The following is a 24,959-nucleotide window of genomic DNA, read 5'->3' as shown; positions in this document are numbered from 1 at the left end:
TAAATATTAATCCTTAGTATTTCTATCAGAAAAGGAGTGGATGATATGGCACAAACGTTGCACTCATCATATAAATCAAAGCCAACTACTGTTGTAACAGAATTAAGCCCTATGCAAAAGCCGTTATTTGCAGGAGGGGTTATAGCAGCGGTTATTTTACTTCTAGCGATTGTGCTAACGACTGATTGGACGCAAGGTGTGTTATTTATTATCGGTCTAGCACTAGGAATGACGCTTCTGTACGCACGTTTTGGCTTTACATCAGCATTTCGCCGACTCGTATCTGTCGGCAACGTTCAAGGCTTGCAAGCGCATATGCTTATGCTAGCGATTGCGTCAACATTGTTTGCTATTATTTTAAGTACGGGCTTTAGCTTTACAGGGGTAACGCCAAAAGGATACGTTTCACCTGTAGGAGTCAGTGTAATAGTTGGTTCGTTTATGTTTGGAATTGGCATGCAGTTAGGAAATGGATGTGCCTCAGGGACGCTGTATTCGTTAGGTGGCGGCTCTTCTTCCATGATTTTAACGCTTTTAGCCTTTATTGTAGGTTCTATGTTCGGGGCGTATCATTTGCCATTTTGGCAAAAACAACCTTCGCTTCCCCCTATCTCATTAGCTGAATCGACAGGTCTTGGTTATTTTGGAGCTTGGATTGTACAGCTTATCGCGTTCGCAGCGATTTACTGGATTACGATTCAAATTGCGAAAAAGAAAAATCCGCCTATGATGAAACAGCTTCCTACTACAAAAGGGTGGAAAAAGATCATTCGCGGCTCTTGGCCCCTATTCACCGCAGCGGTTGTGCTGGCTGTATTAAATGCATTGACGCTTGCTGTAAGAGGAAATCCATGGGGAATTACTTCTGCGTTTGCTTTATGGGGCGGAAAAGCGATGATGGCAGCTGGGATAGATGTATCGAGCTGGGGATTTTTCCAAGGAGCGAATGGAGAAGCGCTAACGCAAAGTGTGCTAGCAGACTCTACCAGCGTGTTGAATTTTGGGATCATACTAGGCGCTTTCATTTCAGCGACGGCGCAAGGAACGTTCAAACCAGGAAAGATTAAACCCGGCGTTGCAGGAGCAGCTGTTGTTGGAGGCCTTTTAATGGGATATGGTGCGCGTCTTGCCTTTGGCTGTAATATTGGCGCTTACTTTGGCGGCATTGCTTCATTTAGTCTTCACGGATGGGTATGGATGGTTATGGCGATGCTAGGCACAGGCTTAGCATTATTTATCCGCCCGTTATTTGGACTCAAAAATCCTAAATCTAATGATTCGATTTGTTAAGTTTAGATAAAACCTTCTTTGCATGAGCAAAGGAGGTTTTTATTTTAGGTGATGTTTGGAATCGCTCTTCTATTTTGTGAATCACTTGAAGTTTAGTACAGCTCATCAGTTTTCTCCGCAGCGTTTGCGCTACTTTTCTCTTAGCCAAATCCTCTTGTCCTAACCCAAAAAGAATATAAAAACTTCCTTTTTTTATAAAAATTTCACTTATTTTTCCGATATAACAGGAAGATTGTATGTATTTGGCGAAATGTACATTAAACACCATGTCCAAACACAGTTATTAAAACGTAAAAAGGGGTTTTAACGTTACATGAACAAGTATTTAAAAAAAGTTGTTATTTATGGAAGTTTGTGTTTTTTACTGGGAGCGTGCGGAGGAGCAGGAGAACAAACATCTTCTGAACCGCAGAAAAAAGAAGAAACGGTAAAATCAAAAGAAGAAGTGACAAAAAAAGAAAAAAAAGAGAGCATTAATACAACCATTAAAATTAGCGCAGCGGGAGATTTTACTTTAGGAAATGATGAAAGCTTTGGGTACGACTCTACTTTTAATGACGTAGCGGCAAGAAATGGCCTGCCGTATTTTACGCAAAACGTAAAGTCGATTTTTGAACAAGATGATTTAACAACGGTTAATTTAGAAACGACGCTGACAACAGCGACCGAAAAAGCAAGTAAAACATTTCGTTTTAAAGGTGATCCTTCTTTTGTGAATATTTTAAAACAAGGAAGTATTGAAACCGTTAACTTAGCTAATAATCATACGCATGATTATTTACAGCAAGGATATGATGATACAAGAGAGAACTTAAAGAAAAGCGGAATAGGCTATTTTGGCTACGAAGATACATACATCACAACGGTAAAAGGAGTCAAAGTAGGATTGCTTGGATATCCGGGCTGGGATGACACAAAAGAAATAAGAAGCGAGATTAAAGACGGAATTAAGTCTTTAAAAGAAAAAGGCGCTAAAATTATCATTGTGCATTTTCACTGGGGCTCTGAGCGACACTATGTTCCTGATACAGCGCAGCAAACATTGGCGAAGTATACAATTGATAACGGAGCAGATTTGATTTTAGGTCATCATCCTCACGTTGTTCAAGGAATTGAAGAATACAAAAATAAATTTATTGTCTATAGCTTAGGAAACTTTATGTTTGGCGGAAACAAAAATCCAAGTGATAAGGATACATTTGTATTTCAGCAGACGTTTACGATTAAAGATGGAAAGCTAACGACTAATAAAGACATCAACGTCATTCCATTCCGTATTTCTTCCACAACGGCGCGAAACGACTACCGACCTACGCCTTTAACAGGAGCAGAGAAGGACCGAGTGAAAAATAAACTGATTGATGTTTCCAATCAAATCAAACAGGAAAAGTGGACGGTTTACGACGAAGATAGTAAATGAAGCTCTCAGTATTGAGGGCTTTTTTTTATAAAATAAAGCGATATTCATCCAAATAAATGATATAATGTAAAAAAATAGATTAAAGGTGGAGTTATGGTTAATATAGGTGATATTATTTTTCAAATTCTTATGCTGCTGATTCTTATAGGAGGAGCAGGAGTTATTATCGCATTGATTATAGGCTTAAAAAGATTGATTCAAAAGCAGGGAGCAAATGAAAAAAGGCTTCAGAGAATGGAACAAAAATTAGATGATATGCTGAAAAATAAAGAGTCATGACTATACAGAAGCACTGTTAACACATCAGTGCTTCTGCACTTGACATTTTATAAAAAAGCAGTAAGATATGTATACATCGTTTATATAGGGAGGAAGTTACATGGCAAAGTCAAAAGCAAAAAAAATGCGTGATAAAATGACGCGTGAAGGAAAGCGAAATCCAGAATTAAACCGCAGCCTGTTTATATTTGCAGACATGGAAACGCGCAAAACCAAAACAAAGAAGGAAAAACTTCAGCATCACCAAACAAAACATAAAAAACGATTATCAGACGGAGCGTACAGTACCGGAGATGATCGTTTTTTTATTGCGTTTCATACATCTACAAAATGAAAAAATAGCTTTTTGACTATCCATCTTCACTTTGCCCCAAACATTTTTACTGTAAACTTTCAGAAAAAACCCTTATGATAGGAAAAGAAGGAGATGAACTAAGAATGCTTACGATTGAAAAAGTACCTAAAAGCCAAGCGGGCGTTTTGCAAAATTTGTATTCTCTTTATCTCCACGATTTATCTGCGTATACACCTTCTTTAGATATTCGCGAAGATGGAGCTTTTCATTTTGAAGAGCTGCCGCTGTTTTGGAAAGTAGAAGGCCTCTCGCCATACTTTATTAAAGTAGATGATAAGCTGACGGGCTTTTTTTTACTTCTTGAACAGCCCGCACTTCAGCAAGAAGCAGATTACTGCATCAATGATTTTTTTATTTTAAACAAATACAGAGGGCAGGGCATCGCTTCCAAAACGGTAAAAGACATTTTCTCTCATCGAAAAGGAACATATATGATTATTGAGCTTGCAGGCAATAAGCGGGCTATTTCATTTTGGAAACATATTTATGAAAGCTTACATATTTCCTTTCAAGAAAAGAAAATTGAACTTGACGGAGAGCCAACTCTTATTCAAACGTTTAGTGTGTAAAACCTTTCTGAAAAACAGAAGGGTTTTTTATTTAAACTAAATATTAACAATTTTCAACAAATTATGTATAATTAAAGATGCTTGTCGACATTTATTCACAGGAGTATTCCTGTAAAGGAGGAGTAAAATGAAAGCGTTATCTAATTTCTTTACGGCGCTTGTGCAGCGCTTTTTACCTGATCCGTTTGTATTTGCTTTAATCCTGACGCTGATTTTATTTGTATCAGGTATTGTTTTTACTCCTCACGGGCCGATTGAGATGGTTCAGTTTTGGGGAAGTGGCTTTTGGAACCTTCTGGCATTCGCGATGCAAATGAGCTTAGTGCTTGTCACAGGGCATGCGCTTGCTAGCTCGCCGCTCGTAAAGAAGTGGCTTGTGAACATAGCACTGTTAGCCAAAACTCCGGCACAAGGGGTAATTCTGGTCACGCTCGGCGCAGCTATGGCCTGTATGATTAACTGGGGGTTTGGCTTAATTGTAGGTGCGCTGTTTGCGAAAGAAGTAGCGAAGCGCGTGCCGGGATCTGATTACCGGTTTTTAATTGCCTGTGCTTACATAGGTTTTTTAACATGGCACGGAGGCTTGTCAGGTTCGATTCCTCTCGTCGCTGCTACACCTGGAAACCCAATGGAAAAAACGGCTGGACTTATTCCGCTGTCAGACACGATTTTTACAGGGTACAACTTATTTATTACTCTCGGTTTATTAATTGTCCTTCCTATTATGACAAGACTGATGATGCCGACGGGAAAAGAAGTGGTAGAAATTGATCCACGACTATTGGCAGAAGATGAAATGGCTCCGGCTACAGTTGTTGAGACAACTTCTTCTAAGCCAACATTTGCTGTACGCATGGAGAACAGCAGGTTTTTAAGTCTGACAATTGCGCTTCTTGGGTATTCATATTTAATTTATTATTTTGCTACAAACGGTTTTAAAATGGATATCAACACAGTGAATTTATTGTTTTTTACGACGGGTATTTTGCTTCACCGCACGCCTTTATCCTATATGAATGCCGTTTCTAATGCTGCGAAAGGAACCGCTGGAATTGTGATTCAGTTTCCATTCTACGCAGGTATTCAAGGCATGATGGAACTATCAGGCTTAGGCGGGAAGCTAACGAACGCATTTATCTCCATTTCAAATGAAACGACATTTCCGTTTCTTGCGTTTTTAAGTTCTGGCGTTGTGAACTTTTTTGTTCCGTCTGGAGGAGGACACTGGGTTGTACAAGGACCTTTTATTATGCCGGCAGCTGAACAGCTCGGCGTAGATCCGGGAGTCGCTGCGATGGCCATTGCCTACGGAGAAGCATGGATGAATATGGCGCAGCCGTTTTGGGCACTGCCCGCACTAGCTATCGCAGGGCTTGGAGCGCGCGATATAATGGGCTACTGCGTGACGACCTTAATTGTATCAGGCTTTATTTTTGCTATAGGACTAACGTTTTTCTAATACGAAAAGGTCAGCTGAAAAGCTGACCTTTTTTCATTACTTTCTTCTTTCCCAAGCGTATCGATCTACTTTATAAGCCAACTTCGCGCGCGCTCCAGTCCCAGAATTCTTCTGCGAGTCGCTCATCTTTTGCTCTTGGAGAAGGAGGAGTCACGCGTTTTTTATAAAAATAAGCGCCGCTAATATGCGTTACTTCAGGGCTGCCTGCTAAATAAATAGCTGTTTCGGCACCTTGAAGAGGTGTTAAAAAGAAGGGGCGAAGCACGGCGTGAACGCTTTTTCCAAAGCCCGTTTGACGGTTAACGCCGATAGCGGTAGAAACGGCTCCGGGGTGAAGGCAATTTACGGTTACAGAGGTGTCTTTTAACTTTTTACTTAAATGAACCGTAAATAAGTTATTTGCTAATTTAGACTGAGAGTATCCCCGCCATATTCCGAATCCTGTTGTTAAGTGAGGATTATTGAAGTCTATTTTTCCAGCTTTATGAGCACCGGAGCCAACGTTTATAATGCGTCCTTGTTGAGCTTTTTCTAATGGATTTAAAAGTAAATTAGTTAATAAAAAGTGACCTAAATGATTGGCACCCGTAATTAACGCTCGTTTTGCTGTCATGCGTATGTTCCTTCCAACTACATCTTTTTTCTAGTGTATAAGATAAGAAGATACGTCGTCCACTTCTAGCTTTTTCTTTTATTTCTTCCATGTTTTAAAAAAGGGCGTAAAATGTGCACAGGGGAGAAAATGTTGCACAAAGGTCAATATTTTACACCCTACTCGTCAATTAAAGCGGTTTCATAAATAGCGGATTTCGCTAAAATAAGACATAGGGAGGTGCTAGTAAGATGAATAGCCAAAGTAAATTACAGGAGACAGAATATGTTCCTTTAAAGCAAGAACTTAAAAGAGAACCATCCATTAATACGAAAAAACGTAAAAATTTGAAAAATGTAGGTTTATTTGCACTATTTGTAGGGCCCGCACTTTTAGCGTTTTGTGTGATTGTACTTATACCATTTTTTACAGGGATTTATTACTCATTTACAGACTGGAACGGAGTAAACGGCACGATTAACTGGGTGGGACTTGATAACTTTAAGTACTTGTTCACCGAAGATAAGCAGTTCCAGCAGTCGTTTTGGATCACAACAAAATATACGGTCGTTGCGATTATCTTAACGAATGTGGTTGGGTTCGTGTTAGCAATCCTTGTTACTCAAATGTTAAAAACACGAAACATTTTACGTACGGTTTTCTTTATGCCGAATTTAATTGGCGGACTTTTACTAGGATTTGTATGGCAGTTCATTTTCGTAAAAGGATTTGCATCTATCGGACAAATTACGGGAATCTCGCTTTTTGAACTTCCTTGGTTGGGAGACGCAAAAACAGCATTTTGGGGCATCGTGATTGTAAGTGTATGGCAAGGAGCAGGTTATATCATGCTTATTTACACAGCAGCACTGCAAAACGTACCGCAAGAGCTGATTGAAGCAGCAAAAATTGACGGAGCAAGCAGATGGCAAATTCTTCGTCACATCACAATTCCAATGGTAGCGCCGGCAGTAACGGTTTGTTTATTCTTAACGATTTCATGGTCATTCAAAGTATTTGATGTCAACTTATCATTAACAAACGGTGGTCCATTCAAATCAACAGAAATGTTAGCGCTTAACATTTATACAGAAGCATTTGTGAATAACAGATACGGTCTAGGTGAAGCAAAAGCCTTAATTTTCTTCATCGTCGTAGCAGCAATTACAATTATTCAAGTAACATACACCAAGAAGAAGGAGGTTGAATCGTGATGGGAAACAAATATACGAGCAAAACCTTTATTGTTGAAATTTTAGCAGTCCTGCTTGGACTAGTGTTCTTGGTTCCCTTTTATTATGTGCTTTCAAACTCACTGAAGTCATTTGCAGAAATTTTATCAAACACATCGGCCCTGCCGACAACGATTCAGTTTCAAAACTTTGTTAATGCATTCCACCAAATGAATTACTTAAAAGTGCTTAGCAACTCGCTGATCATTACAGTCATCAGTAACGCAGTTCTAGTCATCTTCTGTTCAATGGCAGCTTACATGCTGGTTCGAACAAAGAAAAAAATCAGCAGCATTATCTTTATGGCATTCGTAGCGGCAATGGTAATTCCGTTTCAATCCATCATGATTCCACTTGTAAAAGTAGCAGGAAACTTAAATCTGTTAAACAGCATCTGGGGTATTGTGATCATGTACTTAGGCTTCGGTTCAGGTATGACGATCTTCTTATACCACGGATTTATTAAAGGAATTCCAGTCGAGCTAGAAGAAGCAGCAATCATCGACGGATGCTCACGTCTAGGCGTATTTTGGAGAATTGTATTCCCATTGTTAAAGCCAATTACAGTAACTGTCGTTATCTTAAACAGCCTGTGGATTTGGAATGACTTCTTACTTCCGTCTCTTGTTCTGCAAGATCCTGAGCTAAGAACGATTCCGCTTGCGACATTCTTCTTCTTTGGTCAGTATACAAAGCAGTGGGATTTAGCACTAGCAGCACTTGTAATCAGTATTATCCCGCTATTAATCTTCTTCTTTGCAATGCAAAAACACATTGTTAAAGGAATTACAAGCGGTTCAATTAAATAATAGTATCGGCAACAGGGCTGGTTTTGAGGCTGAGGCATCAAAACCAGCAGCAAATAGGGAGGAACAGAAAATGGCATTCAAAATGAAAAAATGGCCTTTAGCAGCAGGTGTTTTATCGGCTACGCTTTTATTTTCAACCGCATGTTCAAACGAAAGCGCATCTGGTAATAAAAAAAGCGGCGGAGATCAAGTAGTAGTAGATGTATTTCAAGGAAAAGTAGAAATTGCAGACCAGCTAAAAGCTCTAACTGATCAATATACGAAAGAACATCCAAACGTAAAGTTTAATATCCAAACGGTTGGTGGAGGAGCTGACGGTGCAGCAGCTTTAAAAGCGCAGTTTGCGTCGGGGAATGCACCTGACCTTTTCACAAACGGCGGATATCAAGAGGCGAAAACGTGGAAAAATAAATTAGAAGATTTATCGGATCAGCCTTGGATTGATGACGCATACGAAAACACACTTACACCCATGACGATGGACGGTAAAGTATATGGACAGCCGATCAGTCTCGAAGGCTATGGATTTACCTATAACAAAAAACTGTTCAAAAAAGCAGGCATTAAAGAACTTCCAAAAACATATTCAGAATTAGAAGCAGCGGCTAAAAAGCTAAAAGCTGCCGGCATTACGCCATTTTCTATCGGCTACGGCGAGTGGTGGGTGCTTGGAAACCACGGCTTAAACATTCCATTTGCCAGTCAAAAAGATCCGGATGCATTTATTAAAGGATTAAATGACGGCAGTACGAAAATTGCAGGAAACGAGCAGTTCAAACAGTATGTAAAGCTGCTTGATTTAACAGTGAAATATGGAAATAAAAATCCGTTAACGACGGACTACAACACACAAGTAACGAAATTTGCGAACGGTGAAGCAGCGATGATTCAGCAAGGAAACTGGATTCAGCCAATGCTTAATAAAATTACGCCGAACATGGATGTAGGTATTCTACCTATGCCGTTAAGCGATGATGCAGCTGTAGCTGACAAGCTTGCAATCGACGTTCCAAGCAACTGGGTTATTCACAAACAAGCACCAGCGGCAGATAAAAAAGCAGCAAAAGACTTCTTAAACTGGATGGTCACATCTAAAGAAGGCCAAAAAGCGTTAGTAGAAGACTTTAAGTACATTCCAGCTTTTAAATCAATTGAAGCAAAAGACATTGGACCTTTAGGCGAAGAACTTCTTAAATATTCTAAGGATCAAAAAACGCTTCCTTGGGAATGGACAAAATTCCCTGAAGGCGTAACGCAAAAATTTGGAGCGGATGTACAAGAATACATCGGCGGCCAAACATCTGAAGATGAGCTGTTAAAATCATTAGATAAAAGATGGGCTGAGTTGAAGTAATAAAAAAGACAACCTTTGGGTTGTCTTTTTTGTGAGTACATAAACTGGCAATATAGCTGTATTTATCTAAAAAAATAAAAGGCGGCAGAATTCATGTATTCTGCCGCTTTCTGCGTTATCACTTAACTTCTTGGCCAAAGCATAACGGCTACGCCAATCAGACACACAAGTCCGCCAATCCAATCATATGTATCGGGCATTTTTTTATCAACCCACCACGCCCAAAACAAGCTTAAAACAATAAAAATACCTCCGTAAGCTGCATATACACGCCCAAAGTCCGGAAACGATTGCCACGTGGCAATGACGCCGTACAGCACCAAAGCAATACCGCCCAGCAGCCCTAACCAGCTCGAAGCTCCTTCGCGCAACCACTGCCAAATCAGATAGCCTCCGCCAATTTCAGCAAGACCCGCTAAGATAAAAAGAAAAATTGCTTTAATCATAAACTATACTCCTTATATCATCATTTCGTCTCTTTATTCTATCTTACTTTTTTCGTTTGATGAACTTTTCGTTTGCTTTAAATAAGTACACTGGAAAGCATTCCTTTATCAATTTGTCTTCAAACCTGCTAAACTATTAATAGTATGAGTTTATATAAAATGTTTGTACGAGTATAAAGAGCTATGTAATGACTGCTGCTCAGCGTACTTTTACAAGTAGAAGTTAGAAGGAATTTGACTATCTAAAAGAATAAAACGTTTAACAGTATAAAAAAGTAAAAAGAATGCAGATATAGGGGTTTGGTAAAATGAGTTTAGATCATAAAGTGATACGCATTGAGCTGCCTACACCATTTCCAATTGGACCAGTGAATGTGTTTTTATTAAAAGCAGACAAGTTAACGTTAATTGATGCAGGTATGAAAACAAAAGAAGCGTGGGACGTTTTTGAAGAGGCACTACGTAAAGAAGGATATAAAGTAACAGATATTGAACAAGTTATTCTGACTCATCAGCATCCGGATCACACTGGATTTTTAGAATGGCTGCCGAGTGATATACCTGTTTACGGTCATAAGCTTGTGGAGCCTTGGATTTACCAAGATGAAGAGTTTGTTCAGCAGCATAGCGAGCTATACCGTAATTTCCTTATGGAGTTTGGAGTCAGTGATGATGTAATGGAAGAATGGCTTCGTAAAGCAACGGCTGCAATTCAAGTATATTCACCTAAAGGGCAGAAGCTAACGGGTTATTTAAAAGAAGGCGATACACTTCCGTATGCGAGTGATTGGGAAGTGATTGAAGCACCGGGGCATTCTTTAAGTCAGCTGATGTTTTACAATCGCAAAGAAAAGGTGGCGTTTGGCGGAGATCATATTTTGCCAAAAGTACCGTCAAACCCGTATTTAGAGCCAACCATTCAAAATCCCAAGCCAACGCCGCTATTGGACTACTTGGCGTCTCTTGAAAAAACGTTGAACTACGACATTGATTTGATATATAGCGGTCATGGTGAACCGCTTAGTGACATTCATTCTTTAATTATGGAACGTATTCAAAAGCAGCATAAATGGGCGCTGCGCGTGTTACAAGCGATGGGGCAAGGAAAGAAAACAACGCTTGAAGTAAGCGCTGCTTTTTTCCCGGATATGTATCAAAAAGCACCTGACTTCATTTTCTCAGAAGTGTACGGCCAGCTTACGTATTTAGAAAAAGAAGGCTACGTTGAATTAACCAAAAATGAAGAAGGCGTCTTACTGTGGGAAGCTGCACGCGTGCTTGCTCATCAGTCATAACATAAAAAAAACCAGCTTCTTTAAAGAAGCTGGTTTCTTTTGCTTATAGTGAATGCAAGCGCTCAATGCGTTTTTCGAGCGGCGGGTGAGTAGAAAATAAGCGTGAGAATTTTTCTTTACCGCTAATTTTAAAAGCAGCGATGGATTTTTGACGATCATCTACTAATGAAGTAGTATGACGAAGCGATTCTAACGCATAAATCATTTTTTCCTTGCCGCCGAGTTTAGCTGCAAGCTCATCGGCTTTGAATTCACGTCTTCTTGAATGCCAGAAGATAATTGGGCTGCTTAAGATACTAAAGAGAATCTCAAATACAATCGATGTAAGGAAATAAACAACCATCGCAAACTCTTCTCGCACAAAGTTTGAAACCGCTTTGGCTACTAAACGAGAGAAGAAAATAACGAATGTATTTAATACTCCTTGCAGAAGCGTAGTTGTGACCATATCACCGCTTTTAATATGCGCTATTTCGTGAGCGATAACGCCGCTGATCGCATCGCGGTCCATTCGTTCGAGCATTCCGCTTGAAACAGCAACAAGTGAGCGTCTTTTACTTGGCCCTGTTGCAAAAGCGTTAACTTCCGCTGAATGATAAATTCCGACCTGAGGCATTTTTCTTAATCCTGCAACAGATGCAAGTCGGTGCGTTTCTTCTAGAACAAACCGTTCGTATTCACCTTGAGGGGAACGTTCATCAATAACTTGAACACCCATCATCCACTTTGCCATCACGCGTGACATCATAAGAGAAATAATCGCGCCGCTGAAGCCGGCAATGACGCTAAATGCCAGCAGGCCGCCGTAACCGCCGCTTCCCATATAGCTTTGAACACCTAATAAAGATGTAATCGTTGTGATCGTAATTAATACTAAAATATTAACGAAAATAAACAGTGAAATTCGTTTTAGCACAAGTCTTCCTCCTTTAACTAATACGTGCATGATAGGTATACGGTTAGTGGAGAGGAAAGGTTTCATTTATTTATTCAAAGTTATTAAAAAGATTACTATGTTAAGTGGTTAAATAGTAAATATTAAATGAAATGTATTGTTTAGTCTATAATCAAGATCATTTTTAAAGAAATTTCATAATTTACGTCTATCTTGGGACAAGACGTACTAAAATAATTAAAAAGGTGTTCAACTCATGAACACCTTTTTGGTAACACCATTTAAAGATTACCAACTTTAGTACGTTTAAAAATTAACCTTAGGTTCTGTACCCAATTTAATGCGTTTGAAGTTTTTAATATGCTTCCATGTAATAAAAACAAAAATAACGGCTGCGAATACTATTAATACTACATCACCTACATAGATTGATGCTAAAAAGGCAACCAATGCGCCAATAGGTGAAGATAAGGATACGTATTTAGAAATTTTGAGAGAAATTAAAAAAGCAAGAATCCCTAGAATGAAAGCTAATGGTGAAAATGCAAGGAATACACCAGCGGCAGTCGCTACAGATTTTCCTCCTTTAAACTTTGCAAAAATCGGATAACTATGTCCAAGAATAGCGATAAACCCAGGGACAAGCATATGCAAGTGACTATTCATCATAAGCGGTAAACAGACAGCTAGCGAACCTTTTGCTATATCTCCAATCAATACTATAATACCTGCTTTTTTTCCTAAAGTACGAAAGGTATTAGTGGCTCCTAAGTTACCGCTCCCGTGCTTGCGAACATCGGTTTTGTAAAAGCCCTTTCCAATCACTAAAGCAAAAGGAATTGACCCAATTAAATAAGCTAATAAGATAATTATAGCGTTTGTTAATACGTTCATTATTGGCACCTCAAATTGTGTTGTTATTATTCATTTTATAGCCAGATATCAAGAGTAAAATTTATTTTGTTTCTGAACACTTCTATCAGTATGTATTGCTTCCCAGCGAGTAAATTGCGGTTTCTTAAATAGTGGAAGGTAGCCTTTTATATCTCTACAAAAGATAAACGCGGTAAAAGCAGTCTTTTGTATGGATAGAGGGTTTTGGCTGTTTCGGTAGAGTATTTTTAAATTCAACTGTATTTTTAGCGGAATAACTTTATGGCTTTATGCTAAGATGTTTTTGAATTTTCAAGCCTTCCTACGTATTAGGACGAATTGATATGTCCATTATAATTATGTGAAAAAAAGAAAAGAGGATAGGCTAAAAGGCAAAAATAAAAAAACTTGCTACAAGCAGCAAAGTTTTTTGCGCATAAGCCGTTCTGCTTTTTTCTACAAAAATAAAAAATTTGTAATACAATTTTTACAATATAACATAAATGTTTAAGGATTAAAAGATATTTTGGGTATATTGTAGTAGAAAAAAGCGTTTTGATCATTTTTTTATGAAAAACAAGACAAAAAAATTAACAAATCAAAAAAAATATAATAAAATGTAAAACAGTGTTTCGAAATATTAACTTCTTAAAGTTGAAAGGGGTTCTGCACTTGTTGTGGACAGATATCAAAGAACGAGAAGTAGTTATGTACAAAAACTGCCAGGCGAAAATTTTAGAAAAAAAAGGGCCAAATAAAATAGTCGTTCGAAATCTAGAATTCCCGGAAAAAGGCGATTGGATATCAGCCGAGCTTGATTTTGAAGCTGTTGAAAAATTTGAGAAGAGTCGAGAACACTAATACGACAAACATTTTATAATACTTCTATTTGTTATATAAGAAAAAGCCGAGCTTACATTTTGAGTTCGGCTTTTTTGTTTATATTTAATTCGTTCTCTTTCCGAAGAGCTTCTCGTTATTACATGTAAAACAACGCCTTTTCCTCTCATTCATTTTCCACTATTACACTAGTCCCGTATAAAAACGTATCTTTATACGGGACTATCGATTTATTTTTCGTACACGTATTTTTGCCACTTTTTTCATATACAAACGTTCAGAAACAAAACCTCTTTGCATACATTGAAGACAAAGGGGGAGGATACAATGGGAAAAGCAAGTCGTATATTGAAATGGGTCGGCGGAGGATTGGAGGCCCTTTGGGGGATTCCACTTCTAGGTGGCACCTTGGTTATAAGCCTAGCCTACACGCCGCTTATTCTAATGCTCGCATTGCATATCGTAGGTTTAGTATTTGCCATTAAAACAAACAAAGTTCGGACAGGGCATATCATGGGAATTGTCTGTTCCGCTATTGCGTGGATTCCTGTGGTCGGCATGATCATGCACATTTTAACGGCTATTTTCTTACTTATAGAAGCAGCCAAAGATAATGAACCATCTGAAGACGCAGCATAAAAGAAGAGCCGCCTGATTTTAGGTGGTTTTTTATATTTCCAAATAAAGACTTGTAGGCTCTTTTGCTTTGGAAAATCCTTTTTATGTTAGAATATTAGCATTATTTTCTAAAAAAAGGGGGTAAACACAATAGATAAAGCAAATCAAAAGAACAAAAGATTTCTTGCCGTAGGAGTTATATTAGTCGTTCTTGTAAGCTTTATATTTTTACTATGGAGTAAAGGCTGGGTAATTCCTAATGCGATAAGTGCCAACCGCTATGATGTAAAAGGCGTAGACGTATCTACTTATCAAGGGGAGATTAATTGGAATGTGCTGAGTAAACAAGATATTCAGTTTGCTTTTATTAAAGCAACGGAAGGAAGTTCATTTCAAGATCCTTTATTTAAACAAAACTGGGAACAAGCAAATCGCAAAAACATGCGGATCGGAGCTTATCACTTTTTTAGCTACGATAGAAAAGGTTCCACACAAGCGGCTAATTTTATCAAAACGGTCTCTCTTAAAAATAACGATCTGCCTCCAGTAATTGATGTAGAATTTTACGGAGATAAAAAACAAAACCTTCCGTCTCCGAAACATGTATACAAGGAGCTTTCTAGCATGATTAAACGTCTTAAATCTCATTATGACAAGCGCGTCATTCTTTATACGACGCCTAAAGCGTATGATTTGTATATTAAAAACAGATATCCTGGGTGTGATATTTGGATTCGCGATGTTGTGAAAAAGCCTACTCTTGAAGAGCAGAAAGAATGGACGTTTTGGCAGTATACGGACAAAGGGCGGTTAAGCGGCTATAAAGGTAAAGAAACGTTTATTGATTTAAATGTATTTAACGGAAATAAAGCAGAATTTGAAAGATACTAGTTTACTAGAAAGGTAAGAGATGGAGGAAAAAATAATGCCTACTTATAACAAGCTAGTACGAGATAAAATTCCTACTATTATTGAACAAAGCGGAAAAACCTTCAAATCACGCGTGCTGCAGCGAGAAGAATATCAAAATGAGCTGATAAAAAAAGCAAAAGAAGAGCTTCGAGAATACATAGAAGCCCCAACGCATCAAGATGCTATTGAAGAGCTCGCAGATTTACTGGAAGTTATGCACGCGCTAGCAGCTGTGCACGGGGCCACGCCAGAACAGCTTGAGAAAGTGCGTGAGGAGAAGGCCAAGGAGCGCGGGAAGTTTGATGATCGGGTTTATTTAGTGGAAACAGAAGAAGCGTAGTTTGGTGGTGCAATAGTGGGAGGAGCGAGCGGTGGCAGGTGAGTTTTAATTTAAAAGTAGGAGAAATAAAAAAAGCTTATTTAACAGAACAAGAAATTTGGAAGATCATTAATCAATTTTTTGCTAATGGTCACTTTACCACAACGTATAAATATGGATTAATGAAAGCTTTAATTGAAAACCTATATAACGTTGACAATCGGTTAGTACTCACGTTTGATCAAGTGTATTTTTCATTTGCTAAAATATATTGGAACTTGGTTATTCATCATGATTTAAATCAATTAAATACACCCAATAGACAAGCTGGAATTCAAAAAGAGTTAAAGGAATTTCAGTTAATGTATGGTGTCCCCAATAAAGTAGTATTCGATCATTTACCAAGTAATTTTCAATTGCAGTTAGTAGAAAGAACTAAAAAGTGGGGGCAAGGTATGTAGTAGGGGCGTTATACGGAGATATGGAAGGTTCTATTTATGAGTTTGATAAAAGAACAGAATACATAAAGTTTAATAGCAGTATGTATATTTTTTTACAAAAATATAGACAAATTGTTACTCATTTAACCAATTATCATTTGGCGAAATTTTTAGAAAAGCATAATGACAAAAATAAGTTAGAAGATGTCTTGTTGAAAGTGGAAAATATATCAAAACGCGAATCGCTGCATGCATTCTATAACATACTTTGGAAATACGAAACAAAAGAATGTTTTTATTGTGGGAAAGTTCTTTCTGATAAACGCATCGCTACTCATGTAGATCATTTTATTCCATGGAGTTATATCCAATCAGATAATATGTGGAATTTGGTGTTAAGCTGTCAAAGTTGCAACACAAAAAAGAGCAATAAACTTGCTAAGAGCTTATACCTTGAGAAGATGTTTGTTCGTAATGAGAATCTTAAATTAACAGCAGTTCACAATGATTTTAACTATTATTCGGAGCGTAAGTTAGAAGCTCTTTATGAGTATGCTGGAATGAATGGATACGTAGAAAACTGGTCTCCTTAAACCCGAGTATTTCTCTTTTCATCTCAGTTACAAAATCCCCTCTTGAAATTTTGTTCACCAAACAAGTAAACTAAAGACATAAGTTTGGTAAAATTGGGATAAGAAATTCATGAGGTAAGGGAGAACAAGTCGATGGAGATGGATCAAGAGAAATTTAATAAGGTGATTGAAGCGGCAAGGATGTATTATATTCTTGATTATAATCAAAGTGAAATTGCAAAAAAGCTTGGTGTATCAAGGCCTACGGTTTCTCGATTGCTGCAGACAGCAAAAGAAGAAGGCATTGTTCAAATTAAAATTGTGGATTCATCTATCAATAGTGAAAAATTGTCTTCTCAGCTTGAACAAAAATTCAATCTAAAAAAAGCAATCGTCACACCGGTGCCTCAATATGAAAATCACATTATTAAAAGTCATCTAGGCGTGGCAGCAGCTGACTATCTCTATGACATTGTAAAAGATGGAGATATTATTGGGGTGACGTGGGGAACAACTCTTTATCAAGTAGCCATCGATTTAAAACAAAAGTATGTGAATGACGTGCAGGTTGTGCAGTTAAAAGGCGGAGTAAGCCATTCGGAAACGAGCACGTATGCTTCTGAAATTATGTACTTATTTGGAAAGGCATACAATACGCCTCCTATGCATCTTCCGTTGCCTGTAATTGTTGATCATGTGGTAGTCAAAAAAGCAATGGAAACGGACCGTCATATTAAGCGCATTTTAGATTTAGGCAAGCAAGCCAACATTGCCGTCTTTACTACGGGACCCATTAAAACGGATTCGCTGCTTTTTCAGCTTGGCTACTTTTCCGAACAAGATGTAGAGATGATTTCCTCCCGAGCAGTAGGAGACATTTGTTCACGTTTTTTTGATAAAGATGGACAAATTTGCAATGAAAGCTTGGACGAACGGACGCTTGGACTTGATTTGGAAGAGCTGAAGAAGAAAGAGTACGCCATTTTAGTAGCCGGCGGAGATCAGAAAATCGACAGCATTTACGGAGCGCTGCAAGGGAAATTTGCAAATGTGCTCGTTACGGATCAGTTCACGGCGCGCTTTTTATTAGATAAACAAGAGTAAAGGAGATGAAGACGCTGTTTTTTTAAGAGCAAAAGCTTCATCGGATTGAAATAGCAGAAGATATCGTATCTTATTCTGCGTCATCTCTGCAGGCATAGCGAAACCGGTATCCTTTTCAAATAGACGTCTCAAAAGACGGAGTGATTGCCAAAGGAACCACAGGCTATATGATTAAACGGTGGGGAAGAATGTATTTCTCTCCGGATGCTAATCAAAAAGGAATTGAACGGTTTACGCCGCTTGATAAGCCATATGTATTAATTCCTTATAAAAAGGTAAAGAATAAGTACCGAATCATGTTGTCATTTGTGATAAAAGCTGAAAAATAAGGGAAGACTTCCGAGTGCGGAAGTCTTTTTTTATTCACTAAAACAAACGCTATAAATATTTTTGAACAAATGTAAATATATCTGTTTACAATTGTTCAAAGCTATTATATAGTAAGGGTGTAAGTTGTTGAAAACGTTTTAGTGGATGCACAATATGCAGATACTTTTAGGGGGAAAACGTCATGAGAATGGTTGACTTAATTGAAAAAAAACGTAATGGACATGAATTAAATAAAGCTGAAATCGATTTTATTATCGAAGGTTATACAAAAGGGGATTTACCTGATTATCAGCTATCAGCATTTGCGATGGCAATTTACTTTCAAGGAATGACGCAGGAAGAACGCGTAAATTTAACGCAAGCAATGGTTGAATCAGGCGATCAAATCGACTTATCAAAAATTGAAGGTATTAAAGTAGACAAACACAGCACAGGCGGCGTAGGTGATACAACAACACTTGTATTAGGACCTTTAGTAGCTGCGGTTGATGTACCGGTTGCCAAAATGTCTGGCCGAGGCTTAGGACACACTGGCGGTACGATTGATAAACTTGAAGCAGTGCCTGGCTTCCACGTTGAAATTACAAACGAAGAATTCATTCGTTTAGTAAATACAAATAAAATTGCCGTTATCGGTCAAAGCGGAGACTTAACGCCGGCGGATAAAAAACTTTATGCGCTTCGTGATGTAACAGCAACGGTTGATTCGATTCCGTTAATTGCAAGCTCAATTATGAGTAAGAAAATTGCAGCTGGAGCAGATGCCATTTGCTTGGATGTAAAAACGGGGAACGGCGCATTCATGAAGAAGCTTGAAGACGCTGAAGAATTAGCAAAAGCAATGGTTGAAATCGGAAAAGGTGTAGGCCGAAACACAAAAGCAATCATCTCAGATATGAGCCAGCCTCTAGGATTTGCGGTTGGTAATGCGCTTGAAGTGAAAGAAGCTATCGACACGTTAAAAGGCGAAGGTCCTGAAGATTTAACAGAGCTTTGCTTAACATTAGGAAGTCACATGGTTGTACTTGCTGAAAAAGCGAGCAGCTTAGATGAAGCGCGTGCAATGCTTCAAGAAGTAATTAAAAACGGAAAAGCATTAGAATCGTTCAAAACGTTCTTAAGCGCACAAGGCGGAGACGCTTCTGTGGCAGACGATCCTTCTAAATTACCGGATGCAGCGCACAAAATTGAAGTGCCAGCAAAAGAAGATGGCTACATTTCAGAAATCGTTGCAGAAAAAATCGGCGTAGCGGCAATGAAGCTAGGTGCAGGACGTGCAACAAAAGAATCTGAAATCGACTTAGCAGTTGGTATTATGCTAAATAAAAAAGTTGGCGATTCAGTGAAAAAAGGCGACTCTCTTGTTACAATCCACAGCAATAGCGAAGATGTACAGGAAGTAATGGATATCGTTTATGATTCTTACAGCACGGTCGCTGAAAAAGTGGAAGCTCCAACGTTAATTTATAAAGAAATTCATTAAGAAAGAGAGAGGAATAACAAAATGAGTCAAAACATTACGGGTATTATTGATCATACATTATTAAAAGCAGATGCAACAGAAGAGCAAGTTACTGTTTTAGCACAAGAAGCAAAAGAATATTCATTCGCTTCGGTTTGTGTAAATCCAACGTGGGTAAAAAAAGCAGCTGAGTTATTAAAAGATGCTCCAGAAGTAAAAGTGTGTACGGTAATCGGTTTCCCTCTTGGAGCTACTACTTCAGCAGTAAAAGCATTTGAAACAACAAATGCAATCGAAAATGGTGCAGATGAAGTAGATATGGTAATCAACATCGGTGCGTTAAAAGATAAAAACTATGACCTAGTGCAAAGCGACATTCAAGCAGTAGTAGATGCTGCAAAAGGCAAAGCGCTAGTAAAAGTAATTATTGAAACAGCTCTTTTAACAGACGAAGAAAAAGCAACAGTTTCTGAGCTAGCTGTAAAAGCTGGAGCTGATTTTGTTAAAACGTCAACAGGCTTCTCAACAGGAGGCGCAACGGTAGAAGACGTAGCGCTTATGAGAAAAACGGTTGGACCAGATGTAGGTGTAAAAGCTTCTGGCGGCGTTCGCGGCTTAGAAGATGCAAAAGCAATGATTGAAGCTGGTGCAACACGTATTGGTGCAAGCTCTGGCGTATCAATTGCAAAAGGTCAATTAAGCAACTCTGATTATTAATAACTGACAGCAGGTTAGTACTAGCTAACCTGCTGTAAACTAAGCAAAGGATGATGAAGGTGGAGCCAAAACAATTAATAGATGAAGCAATTGCAGCAAGCAAACAAGCACATGTACCTTATTCTCATTTTCATGTTGGTGCAGCTCTTTTAACAACTGATGGGAAGATTTATCGTGGATGTAATATTGAAAACGCTTCCTATGGATTGACGAACTGTGCTGAGCGAACGGCTATTTTTAAAGCTGTTTCAGAAGGGGACAAGCAGTTTTCAGCTATCGCAGTTGTAGGAGATACGGACGGCCCAATTTCTCCTTGCGGCGCATGCAGACAAGTATTAGCTGAGTTCTGTGATGATCACACACAAATTATCTTAGCAAACCTAAAAGGAGATTTTGTGATTACCAACATCAACGAAATCTTACCAGGCTATTTTTCATCAAAAGACTTACAAAAATAAGTAAGCAGTGGAGGATACTATGAAATATTTAATTGGCATCTTAGGGTTACTCGTTGTCTTTGGATTAGCGTATCTTGCAAGTAATAACCGTAAAGAAATCAAATACAAACCAATCGTTATTATGGTTGTGATTCAAGTTCTTTTATCAGCTTTACTTCTTAATACAAAGTTTGGTTTGATTATTATCAATGCGATTGCCAGCGTTTTTGGAAAGCTGCTTTCATACGCAAATGAAGGCGTAGAGTTCGTATTTGGCGGAATCGCGAATAAAGGATCAATGCCGTTTTTCTTAAACGTGCTGCTTCCTATCGTTTTTATCTCTGTCTTGATTGGGATTTTACAGCACTTTAAAATTCTTCCGTTCATTATGAAATGGATTGGCTTAGTTCTCAGCAAGATTAACGGAATGGGAAAATTAGAGTCTTATAACGCAGTAGCTTCTGCGATTGTAGGTCAGTCAGAAGTATTTATTACTGTTAAAAAGCAACTAGACAAACTGCCGCCAAACCGTTTATATACGCTTTGTGCATCAGCTATGTCGACTGTTTCAATGTCAATTGTCGGTGCTTATATGACAATGATTGAACCAAAATATGTAGTAACAGCAATTGTGATTAACTTGTTTGGTGGATTTATTATTTCTTCTATCATTAACCCTTACACAGTAACGGATCAAGAAGATATTTTAGAAGTACAAACTGGTCATAAACAAACGTTCTTCGAAATGCTTGGCGAATACATTATGGATGGATTTAAAGTAGCGATTATCGTAGGTGCGATGTTGATTGGTTTCGTTGCGCTGATGGCTGCGATTGATAACGTGTTTGAAATGTTATTTGGTCTATCGTTCCAGCATCTGCTTGGCTATGTGTTTGCACCGTTTGCATTCATCATGGGTGTTCCTGCTTCAGAAGTTGTGGCAGCGGGTGGAATTATGGCAACAAAACTTGTAACAAATGAATTTGTGGCAATGATGAGCCTGTCGGATATGGCTTCAACATTCAGTGCTAAAACGCTTGGAATTGTATCTGTATTCTTAGTATCATTTGCTAACTTCTCATCAATTGGAATCGTGTCAGGAGCTGTTAAAGGCTTAAGCGAAAAGCAAGGAAATACAGTAGCGCGCTTTGGTCTTCGTTTACTATACGGAGCTACGCTTGTAAGCGTACTGTCAGCAATTGTTGTCAGCTTCATTTTATAAGTGTAATAGAAACAGAAAGAAAAGCAGTTTCCTTTTCAAAAGGAATTGCTTTTTCTTTTTTACATGTAAACTACAACTCCGTACATCCTAAAGAAAAACATCGACGCAGAGGAGGACAAGAAAAGCTGGGGGCTTTTCTTACTGAAAAATGGATCAAATTGGACTGTTGCTGTCAGGAGCAGCTTTATTTTTAAATGGACTGATGCTGCTTGGAAAAGCAGATGAAAAAAACGTAGGCGTATTTAACTTATTTGTTGGAGCTTTTCAAGTTATTGTTCCGTTTTATTTAATTATTACGTCAGATCAAAGCAACTGGATTTTGTATGAAAGAACGGCAATCTTTTTATTTGGCCTTACGTATTTGTATGTAGGGGTGACTGTATTAAAGGGAATGCAGGGAACAGGACTTGGCTATTACTCGCTTTGGGTATCGATTATCGCTTTAGTGTACGTTACGGTTTCTCTTGTTCACTATCATGACGTAGTTAACGCCATTACATGGATTCTTTGGTCGTTTTTATGGTTTTTATTTTATGTGCTTAACACGAGCAAAAAAGATGTATCTGCATATGTGGGGAAAGTGGCGATTGTCCAGTCGTGGGTGACGTTGACGATTCCAGCGCTGTTTTCACTAACAGGCGTATGGGGAAATAAGGATATGTACAATATGTGGGGAATCGTGCTGGTGGCTTCTATCATTTATTTCGTATATCTAGGGTATCGACTATTCTTTTCTCAGCCGCAAAAAATGATTTTGAAATAAAGTATTTACAAAAAATAGATAATAATGGTAAGATGTTAAAAATTAAATGCCGTGAAGAGAAAAGTAGACAGTGCGTATTCTTAGCAGAGAGCTCCGGAAGCTGAAAAGGAGCAAGAGAAACGCTGTTGAAGCAAGCCTCTGAGCAGCGCATTGGATCTAACGTGATAGTGCGACGGCTGCTTCCGTTACAAAGCTAGAGTATAAGCGAAAGCCGTACTCGATAAGGTTTATATGGCGACATATGAACAAACTAGGGTGGCACCGCGATTCATAATCTCGCCCCTAAGACAAATGTCTTGGGGGTGGGATTTTTTTATTGACAAAAATCAATAGTGAAGCGGAGGCCTTTCTTTTATGAAAAATAAGCTGTTGTCTTGGAAATACCCGTGTTTATTGCTGTTTGGAATTGGCACTAGCAATATCGGCGACTGGATTTATTTAATTGCTTTAAATGTAATGATGCTTGATATGACGAATTCGCCGCTTGCGGTTTCAGGGCTATATATGATAAAGCCGCTTGCTGCGCTATGTACAAATATATGGTCTGGAAGCTTAATTGACCGCATGAACAAACGGAAGCTTATGATGGTTTTAGATTGGACGCGCGCGGGGATTATTGCTTGCTTTCCGTTTTTCTCATCCATACTGATCATTTATGTGCTCGTATTTATCATCAGTATGGCAAGTTCAATGTTTCGGCCGGCATCGATGGTTTATATCACAAAGCTTATTCCACGTGAAAAACGAAAAAGATTTAATTCGCTGCGCAGTTTGATTGACTCAGGTGGTTTTCTTATTGGGCCAGCCGCAGCAGGTGCGTTATTTATGATTGGAACGCCTGCGTTTGCCATTTATGCCAATGCTGCAGCGCTGGTATTGTCAGGGGTGGTTACTTTGTTCATGCCGAACCTGGATACAAAAACAGAAGTTAAAGAAAATAAGCTGTCTGTAAACACCATTCGAGAAGACTGGAAAGCGGTGTTTCACTTCAGTAGAGCCAACAGATACATTATCACCATTTATGTATTATTCAGCTTCTTAATGGTCATGGCCACGGCAATTGATTCTCTTGAAGTCTCATTTGCAACAAAAGTCATTCATTTGTCCGAAAGTGAATACGGATTTTTATTAAGCATAGCAGGCGCTGGCATTATGATTGGAGCAGTTGTGAACACACTGTTTGCTAAGAAGCTGTCGACCAACTTTCTCATAGGCGCCGGCAGTGTAGGAGTGTCGCTTGGCTATTTGCTGTATGCGTGTTCGTCTTCTTTTCAAACCATGGGAACAGGATTTTTTAGCTTATCCTTTGCGTTAGCTTTTGCAAGTGCTGGTTTTCAAACCTTTTATCAAAACAGTATTCCCGTTGACATGATGGGTCGAGTAGGAAGCATATATGGACTGCTTGAGTCACTTCTGATCATTATCATGACTTTTTTATGCGGCATGGCTGCGCACATCTTTTCGATTCAAGGAGCTGTAATTGGTGGAAGCCTGATCATGCTTTTAAGTACAATTGTATTGTTTTTGTGCACGTTAAAGCCGACTTTTTATAAAGTGAATTTGGTCAAAAAGCAAAGAATCTAACGCACGGGTACTAGTGGAAAAATAAGCTAAGAAGCCGATAACAAGAAATGAATACAGAATAAAGGATGGAAAAGCACAGTGAAAATGAAAGATGCGTTAAAGAAAAAAGGAATGTTTGTTAAAAAATTATCGAATCAAGGTGAATTCTTTCGAAAGCGATGGGAACATGAATTTGCAAGTGCTTTAAGCGCATCGCAAAAAAAGAAAATTTATATGGACCAATTTTTATGGCATGCATTTAGCTATGAAAAGCTCCCTTGCTTACAAGGAGAACAAGCGATTCAAGCGTTCGAACAGCAAATAATAAACGACTGTTATTTGCTGTTTGAGGATGATGAACGAGTGCTGCAGCTATCTAAATGTAAGTATCTAATAAGCGCTGATTTAAGTGAAAATACAAACATGTATTTAGAAGATTTATATGTGGTTGATAAAGATTTTACGTGGTCTTATGTGATTACCCATGAAAGCTCATGTGGGCCTTACTTTTACCGAACATAAGTAAAGATAGAGCCTGCCGTGTTTATTAATACGGCAGCTTTTTTCTATAAAAGAACATTTTATTAATTAAAAGTAATTATAGGTATAAAATGGTCTCTGATCTAAAAATTTTGGGTATTTATTACTAATTATTATCCATCTCTCTCCTATATCTATATTGCCATTTGGGATTTTTTCAAAAAATAGGAGATGAAATTAATTTTTTGTATGCTAAGGTAATTACTGCTAGTAAGCTTGTCTTACAAAATTCGGTTTAAAAAGGAGGTTTTT

28 protein-coding genes, 1 pseudogene and 1 other annotated feature are annotated in these 24,959 nt (G+C 38.4%); of the genes and pseudogenes, 25 read left to right on the top strand and 4 right to left on the bottom strand.

The features are described 5' to 3' along the window. The first annotated feature begins 45 nt into the window (after window positions 1-45). From SB717_RS15120 to SB717_RS15095, 6 genes are all read left to right on the top strand, one after another. Window positions 46-1,290: a YeeE/YedE family protein gene (locus SB717_RS15120; protein ID WP_074680545.1), complete on the top strand. Its 1,245-nt coding sequence runs from the start codon at window positions 46-48 to the stop codon at window positions 1,288-1,290. 313 nt (window positions 1,291-1,603) lie between these two features. After that, the gene (locus SB717_RS15115) at window positions 1,604-2,710 is read left to right on the top strand and encodes a CapA family protein (protein WP_074680549.1); all 1,107 of its coding nucleotides are present in this window, start codon (window positions 1,604-1,606) and stop codon (window positions 2,708-2,710) included. A 93-nt stretch (window positions 2,711-2,803) separates the two neighbouring features. Further along, on the top strand, window positions 2,804-2,989 hold the full coding sequence (locus SB717_RS15110; protein ID WP_074680551.1) for a DUF4083 family protein: 186 nt from the start codon (window positions 2,804-2,806) through the stop codon (window positions 2,987-2,989). Between the two features lie 100 nt (window positions 2,990-3,089). Continuing rightward, on the top strand, window positions 3,090-3,323 hold the full coding sequence (locus SB717_RS15105) for a hypothetical protein (RefSeq protein ID WP_074680553.1): 234 nt from the start codon (window positions 3,090-3,092) through the stop codon (window positions 3,321-3,323). Window positions 3,324-3,427: 104 nt separating this feature from the next. After that, window positions 3,428-3,913 (top strand): GNAT family N-acetyltransferase, encoded by a 486-nt coding sequence (locus SB717_RS15100; RefSeq protein ID WP_034651113.1) that lies wholly within the window; start codon window positions 3,428-3,430, stop codon window positions 3,911-3,913. Between the two features lie 127 nt (window positions 3,914-4,040). After that, window positions 4,041-5,372 carry a TIGR00366 family protein gene (locus SB717_RS15095; protein WP_014459643.1) on the top strand — a complete coding sequence of 444 codons (1,332 nt, stop codon included), beginning with the start codon at window positions 4,041-4,043 and terminating at the stop codon, window positions 5,370-5,372. A gap of 70 nt (window positions 5,373-5,442) precedes the next feature. Here the strand turns inward: SB717_RS15095 and SB717_RS15090 are convergent. Next, window positions 5,443-5,967, bottom strand: a pseudogene (locus SB717_RS15090) (SDR family NAD(P)-dependent oxidoreductase); the annotation flags it as partial. 248 nt (window positions 5,968-6,215) lie between these two features. On the opposite strand from SB717_RS15090, the gene SB717_RS15085 reads away from it, so the two are divergent. The 3 genes from SB717_RS15085 to SB717_RS15075 all read left to right on the top strand — a co-directional run bounded on the left by SB717_RS15085 (window position 6,216) and on the right by SB717_RS15075 (window position 9,359). Further along, the gene (locus tag SB717_RS15085; protein ID WP_057244664.1) at window positions 6,216-7,178 is read left to right on the top strand and encodes a carbohydrate ABC transporter permease; all 963 of its coding nucleotides are present in this window, start codon (window positions 6,216-6,218) and stop codon (window positions 7,176-7,178) included. After that, window positions 7,178-8,005, top strand: a complete 828-nt coding sequence (locus SB717_RS15080; protein ID WP_057244665.1) for a carbohydrate ABC transporter permease — start codon at window positions 7,178-7,180, stop codon at window positions 8,003-8,005. Before SB717_RS15085 ends, SB717_RS15080 begins: the two co-directional genes overlap by 1 nt. A gap of 70 nt (window positions 8,006-8,075) precedes the next feature. Beyond that, entirely contained in the window at window positions 8,076-9,359 is a 1,284-nt protein-coding gene (locus SB717_RS15075; RefSeq protein ID WP_047931829.1) for an ABC transporter substrate-binding protein, read from the top strand. A gap of 122 nt (window positions 9,360-9,481) precedes the next feature. Here SB717_RS15075 and SB717_RS15070 read toward each other — a convergent pair whose 3' ends face one another. Continuing rightward, complete coding sequence (locus tag SB717_RS15070; RefSeq protein ID WP_014459650.1) at window positions 9,482-9,805, bottom strand: YnfA family protein; 324 nt, start codon at window positions 9,803-9,805, stop codon at window positions 9,482-9,484. A 308-nt stretch (window positions 9,806-10,113) separates the two neighbouring features. Here SB717_RS15070 and SB717_RS15065 point away from each other — a divergent pair, with 308 nt between their 5' ends. After that, window positions 10,114-11,100 (top strand): MBL fold metallo-hydrolase, encoded by a 987-nt coding sequence (locus tag SB717_RS15065; RefSeq protein WP_098622551.1) that lies wholly within the window; start codon window positions 10,114-10,116, stop codon window positions 11,098-11,100. Window positions 11,101-11,143: 43 nt separating this feature from the next. Here the strand turns inward: SB717_RS15065 and htpX are convergent, their stop codons facing one another. Both htpX and plsY read right to left on the bottom strand, forming a co-directional pair. Next, a complete protein-coding gene (htpX, locus tag SB717_RS15060) occupies window positions 11,144-12,016 on the bottom strand; it encodes a protease HtpX (RefSeq protein ID WP_063247783.1) in 873 nt (290 codons plus the stop codon). Between the two features lie 285 nt (window positions 12,017-12,301). Beyond that, window positions 12,302-12,889, bottom strand: coding sequence for a glycerol-3-phosphate 1-O-acyltransferase PlsY (gene plsY, locus SB717_RS15055; protein ID WP_028412953.1), 588 nt, complete (start codon window positions 12,887-12,889; stop codon window positions 12,302-12,304). A gap of 651 nt (window positions 12,890-13,540) precedes the next feature. Here plsY and SB717_RS15050 point away from each other — a divergent pair. The 15 genes from SB717_RS15050 to SB717_RS14980 all read left to right on the top strand — a co-directional run bounded on the left by SB717_RS15050 (window position 13,541) and on the right by SB717_RS14980 (window position 24,689). Then, entirely contained in the window at window positions 13,541-13,729 is a 189-nt protein-coding gene (locus SB717_RS15050; protein WP_016764545.1) for a hypothetical protein, read from the top strand. 306 nt (window positions 13,730-14,035) lie between these two features. Next, entirely contained in the window at window positions 14,036-14,347 is a 312-nt protein-coding gene (locus SB717_RS15045) for a hypothetical protein (RefSeq protein WP_410904073.1), read from the top strand. Between the two features lie 129 nt (window positions 14,348-14,476). Then, a complete protein-coding gene (locus SB717_RS15040; RefSeq protein WP_410904272.1) occupies window positions 14,477-15,217 on the top strand; it encodes a glycoside hydrolase family 25 protein in 741 nt (246 codons plus the stop codon). Window positions 15,218-15,251: 34 nt separating this feature from the next. Further along, complete coding sequence (locus SB717_RS15035; protein WP_074680568.1) at window positions 15,252-15,578, top strand: nucleoside triphosphate pyrophosphohydrolase; 327 nt, start codon at window positions 15,252-15,254, stop codon at window positions 15,576-15,578. Window positions 15,579-15,616: 38 nt separating this feature from the next. After that, entirely contained in the window at window positions 15,617-16,018 is a 402-nt protein-coding gene (locus SB717_RS15030; protein WP_410904072.1) for a hypothetical protein, read from the top strand. A 20-nt stretch (window positions 16,019-16,038) separates the two neighbouring features. After that, on the top strand, window positions 16,039-16,590 hold the full coding sequence (locus SB717_RS15025; RefSeq protein ID WP_410904071.1) for an HNH endonuclease: 552 nt from the start codon (window positions 16,039-16,041) through the stop codon (window positions 16,588-16,590). Between the two features lie 138 nt (window positions 16,591-16,728). Then, window positions 16,729-17,673 (top strand): DNA-binding transcriptional repressor DeoR, encoded by a 945-nt coding sequence (gene deoR / locus SB717_RS15020; protein WP_026106623.1) that lies wholly within the window; start codon window positions 16,729-16,731, stop codon window positions 17,671-17,673. A gap of 167 nt (window positions 17,674-17,840) precedes the next feature. Further along, window positions 17,841-18,002, top strand: a complete 162-nt coding sequence (locus SB717_RS15015; RefSeq protein WP_410904070.1) for a hypothetical protein — start codon at window positions 17,841-17,843, stop codon at window positions 18,000-18,002. A gap of 182 nt (window positions 18,003-18,184) precedes the next feature. Next, window positions 18,185-19,486 (top strand): pyrimidine-nucleoside phosphorylase, encoded by a 1,302-nt coding sequence (locus SB717_RS15010; RefSeq protein ID WP_013057477.1) that lies wholly within the window; start codon window positions 18,185-18,187, stop codon window positions 19,484-19,486. 21 nt (window positions 19,487-19,507) lie between these two features. Next, the gene (gene deoC, locus SB717_RS15005; RefSeq protein WP_045292255.1) at window positions 19,508-20,182 is read left to right on the top strand and encodes a deoxyribose-phosphate aldolase; all 675 of its coding nucleotides are present in this window, start codon (window positions 19,508-19,510) and stop codon (window positions 20,180-20,182) included. A gap of 59 nt (window positions 20,183-20,241) precedes the next feature. After that, window positions 20,242-20,640 (top strand): cytidine deaminase, encoded by a 399-nt coding sequence (locus SB717_RS15000; RefSeq protein WP_013057475.1) that lies wholly within the window; start codon window positions 20,242-20,244, stop codon window positions 20,638-20,640. Window positions 20,641-20,659: 19 nt separating this feature from the next. After that, on the top strand, window positions 20,660-21,841 hold the full coding sequence (locus SB717_RS14995; RefSeq protein WP_028408959.1) for a NupC/NupG family nucleoside CNT transporter: 1,182 nt from the start codon (window positions 20,660-20,662) through the stop codon (window positions 21,839-21,841). A gap of 148 nt (window positions 21,842-21,989) precedes the next feature. Next, window positions 21,990-22,604 (top strand): AmiS/UreI family transporter, encoded by a 615-nt coding sequence (locus SB717_RS14990; RefSeq protein ID WP_025751370.1) that lies wholly within the window; start codon window positions 21,990-21,992, stop codon window positions 22,602-22,604. A 42-nt stretch (window positions 22,605-22,646) separates the two neighbouring features. After that, window positions 22,647-22,891: a binding site (T-box leader), on the top strand. 67 nt (window positions 22,892-22,958) lie between these two features. Next, entirely contained in the window at window positions 22,959-24,188 is a 1,230-nt protein-coding gene (locus SB717_RS14985) for an MFS transporter (RefSeq protein WP_410904069.1), read from the top strand. A gap of 84 nt (window positions 24,189-24,272) precedes the next feature. Next, window positions 24,273-24,689, top strand: a complete 417-nt coding sequence (locus SB717_RS14980) for a DUF4275 family protein (RefSeq protein WP_410904271.1) — start codon at window positions 24,273-24,275, stop codon at window positions 24,687-24,689. The last annotated feature ends 270 nt before the right edge of the window (window positions 24,690-24,959 follow it).

This window comes from Priestia sp. SIMBA_032 (assembly GCF_046535215.1).
GTDB classification, from domain to species: Bacteria; Bacillota; Bacilli; order Bacillales; family Bacillaceae_H; genus Priestia; species Priestia aryabhattai.
This window is presented reverse-complemented; position numbering and strand designations above follow the sequence as displayed.

Excerpts from the sequence above, each read along its gene's own strand:
- SB717_RS15120 (WP_074680545.1), top strand. The coding sequence starts at position 46 with ATGGCACAAACGTTGCACTCATCATATAAATCAAAGCCAACTACTGTT.
- SB717_RS15115 (WP_074680549.1), top strand. The coding sequence starts at position 1,604 with ATGAACAAGTATTTAAAAAAAGTTGTTATTTATGGAAGTTTGTGTTTT.
- SB717_RS15110 (WP_074680551.1), top strand. The coding sequence starts at position 2,804 with ATGGTTAATATAGGTGATATTATTTTTCAAATTCTTATGCTGCTGATT.
- SB717_RS15105 (WP_074680553.1), top strand. The coding sequence starts at position 3,090 with ATGGCAAAGTCAAAAGCAAAAAAAATGCGTGATAAAATGACGCGTGAA.
- SB717_RS15100 (WP_034651113.1), top strand. The coding sequence starts at position 3,428 with ATGCTTACGATTGAAAAAGTACCTAAAAGCCAAGCGGGCGTTTTGCAA.
- SB717_RS15095 (WP_014459643.1), top strand. The coding sequence starts at position 4,041 with ATGAAAGCGTTATCTAATTTCTTTACGGCGCTTGTGCAGCGCTTTTTA.
- SB717_RS15085 (WP_057244664.1), top strand. The coding sequence starts at position 6,216 with ATGAATAGCCAAAGTAAATTACAGGAGACAGAATATGTTCCTTTAAAG.
- SB717_RS15080 (WP_057244665.1), top strand. The coding sequence starts at position 7,178 with ATGGGAAACAAATATACGAGCAAAACCTTTATTGTTGAAATTTTAGCA.
- SB717_RS15075 (WP_047931829.1), top strand. The coding sequence starts at position 8,076 with ATGGCATTCAAAATGAAAAAATGGCCTTTAGCAGCAGGTGTTTTATCG.
- SB717_RS15070 (WP_014459650.1), bottom strand. The coding sequence starts at position 9,805 with ATGATTAAAGCAATTTTTCTTTTTATCTTAGCGGGTCTTGCTGAAATT.
- SB717_RS15065 (WP_098622551.1), top strand. The coding sequence starts at position 10,114 with ATGAGTTTAGATCATAAAGTGATACGCATTGAGCTGCCTACACCATTT.
- plsY (WP_028412953.1), bottom strand. The coding sequence starts at position 12,889 with ATGAACGTATTAACAAACGCTATAATTATCTTATTAGCTTATTTAATT.
- SB717_RS15045 (WP_410904073.1), top strand. The coding sequence starts at position 14,036 with ATGGGAAAAGCAAGTCGTATATTGAAATGGGTCGGCGGAGGATTGGAG.
- SB717_RS15035 (WP_074680568.1), top strand. The coding sequence starts at position 15,252 with ATGCCTACTTATAACAAGCTAGTACGAGATAAAATTCCTACTATTATT.
- SB717_RS15025 (WP_410904071.1), top strand. The coding sequence starts at position 16,039 with ATGGAAGGTTCTATTTATGAGTTTGATAAAAGAACAGAATACATAAAG.
- deoR (WP_026106623.1), top strand. The coding sequence starts at position 16,729 with ATGGATCAAGAGAAATTTAATAAGGTGATTGAAGCGGCAAGGATGTAT.
- SB717_RS15015 (WP_410904070.1), top strand. The coding sequence starts at position 17,841 with ATGATTAAACGGTGGGGAAGAATGTATTTCTCTCCGGATGCTAATCAA.
- SB717_RS15010 (WP_013057477.1), top strand. The coding sequence starts at position 18,185 with ATGAGAATGGTTGACTTAATTGAAAAAAAACGTAATGGACATGAATTA.
- deoC (WP_045292255.1), top strand. The coding sequence starts at position 19,508 with ATGAGTCAAAACATTACGGGTATTATTGATCATACATTATTAAAAGCA.
- SB717_RS14995 (WP_028408959.1), top strand. The coding sequence starts at position 20,660 with ATGAAATATTTAATTGGCATCTTAGGGTTACTCGTTGTCTTTGGATTA.
- SB717_RS14990 (WP_025751370.1), top strand. The coding sequence starts at position 21,990 with ATGGATCAAATTGGACTGTTGCTGTCAGGAGCAGCTTTATTTTTAAAT.
- SB717_RS14985 (WP_410904069.1), top strand. The coding sequence starts at position 22,959 with ATGAAAAATAAGCTGTTGTCTTGGAAATACCCGTGTTTATTGCTGTTT.
- SB717_RS14980 (WP_410904271.1), top strand. The coding sequence starts at position 24,273 with ATGAAAGATGCGTTAAAGAAAAAAGGAATGTTTGTTAAAAAATTATCG.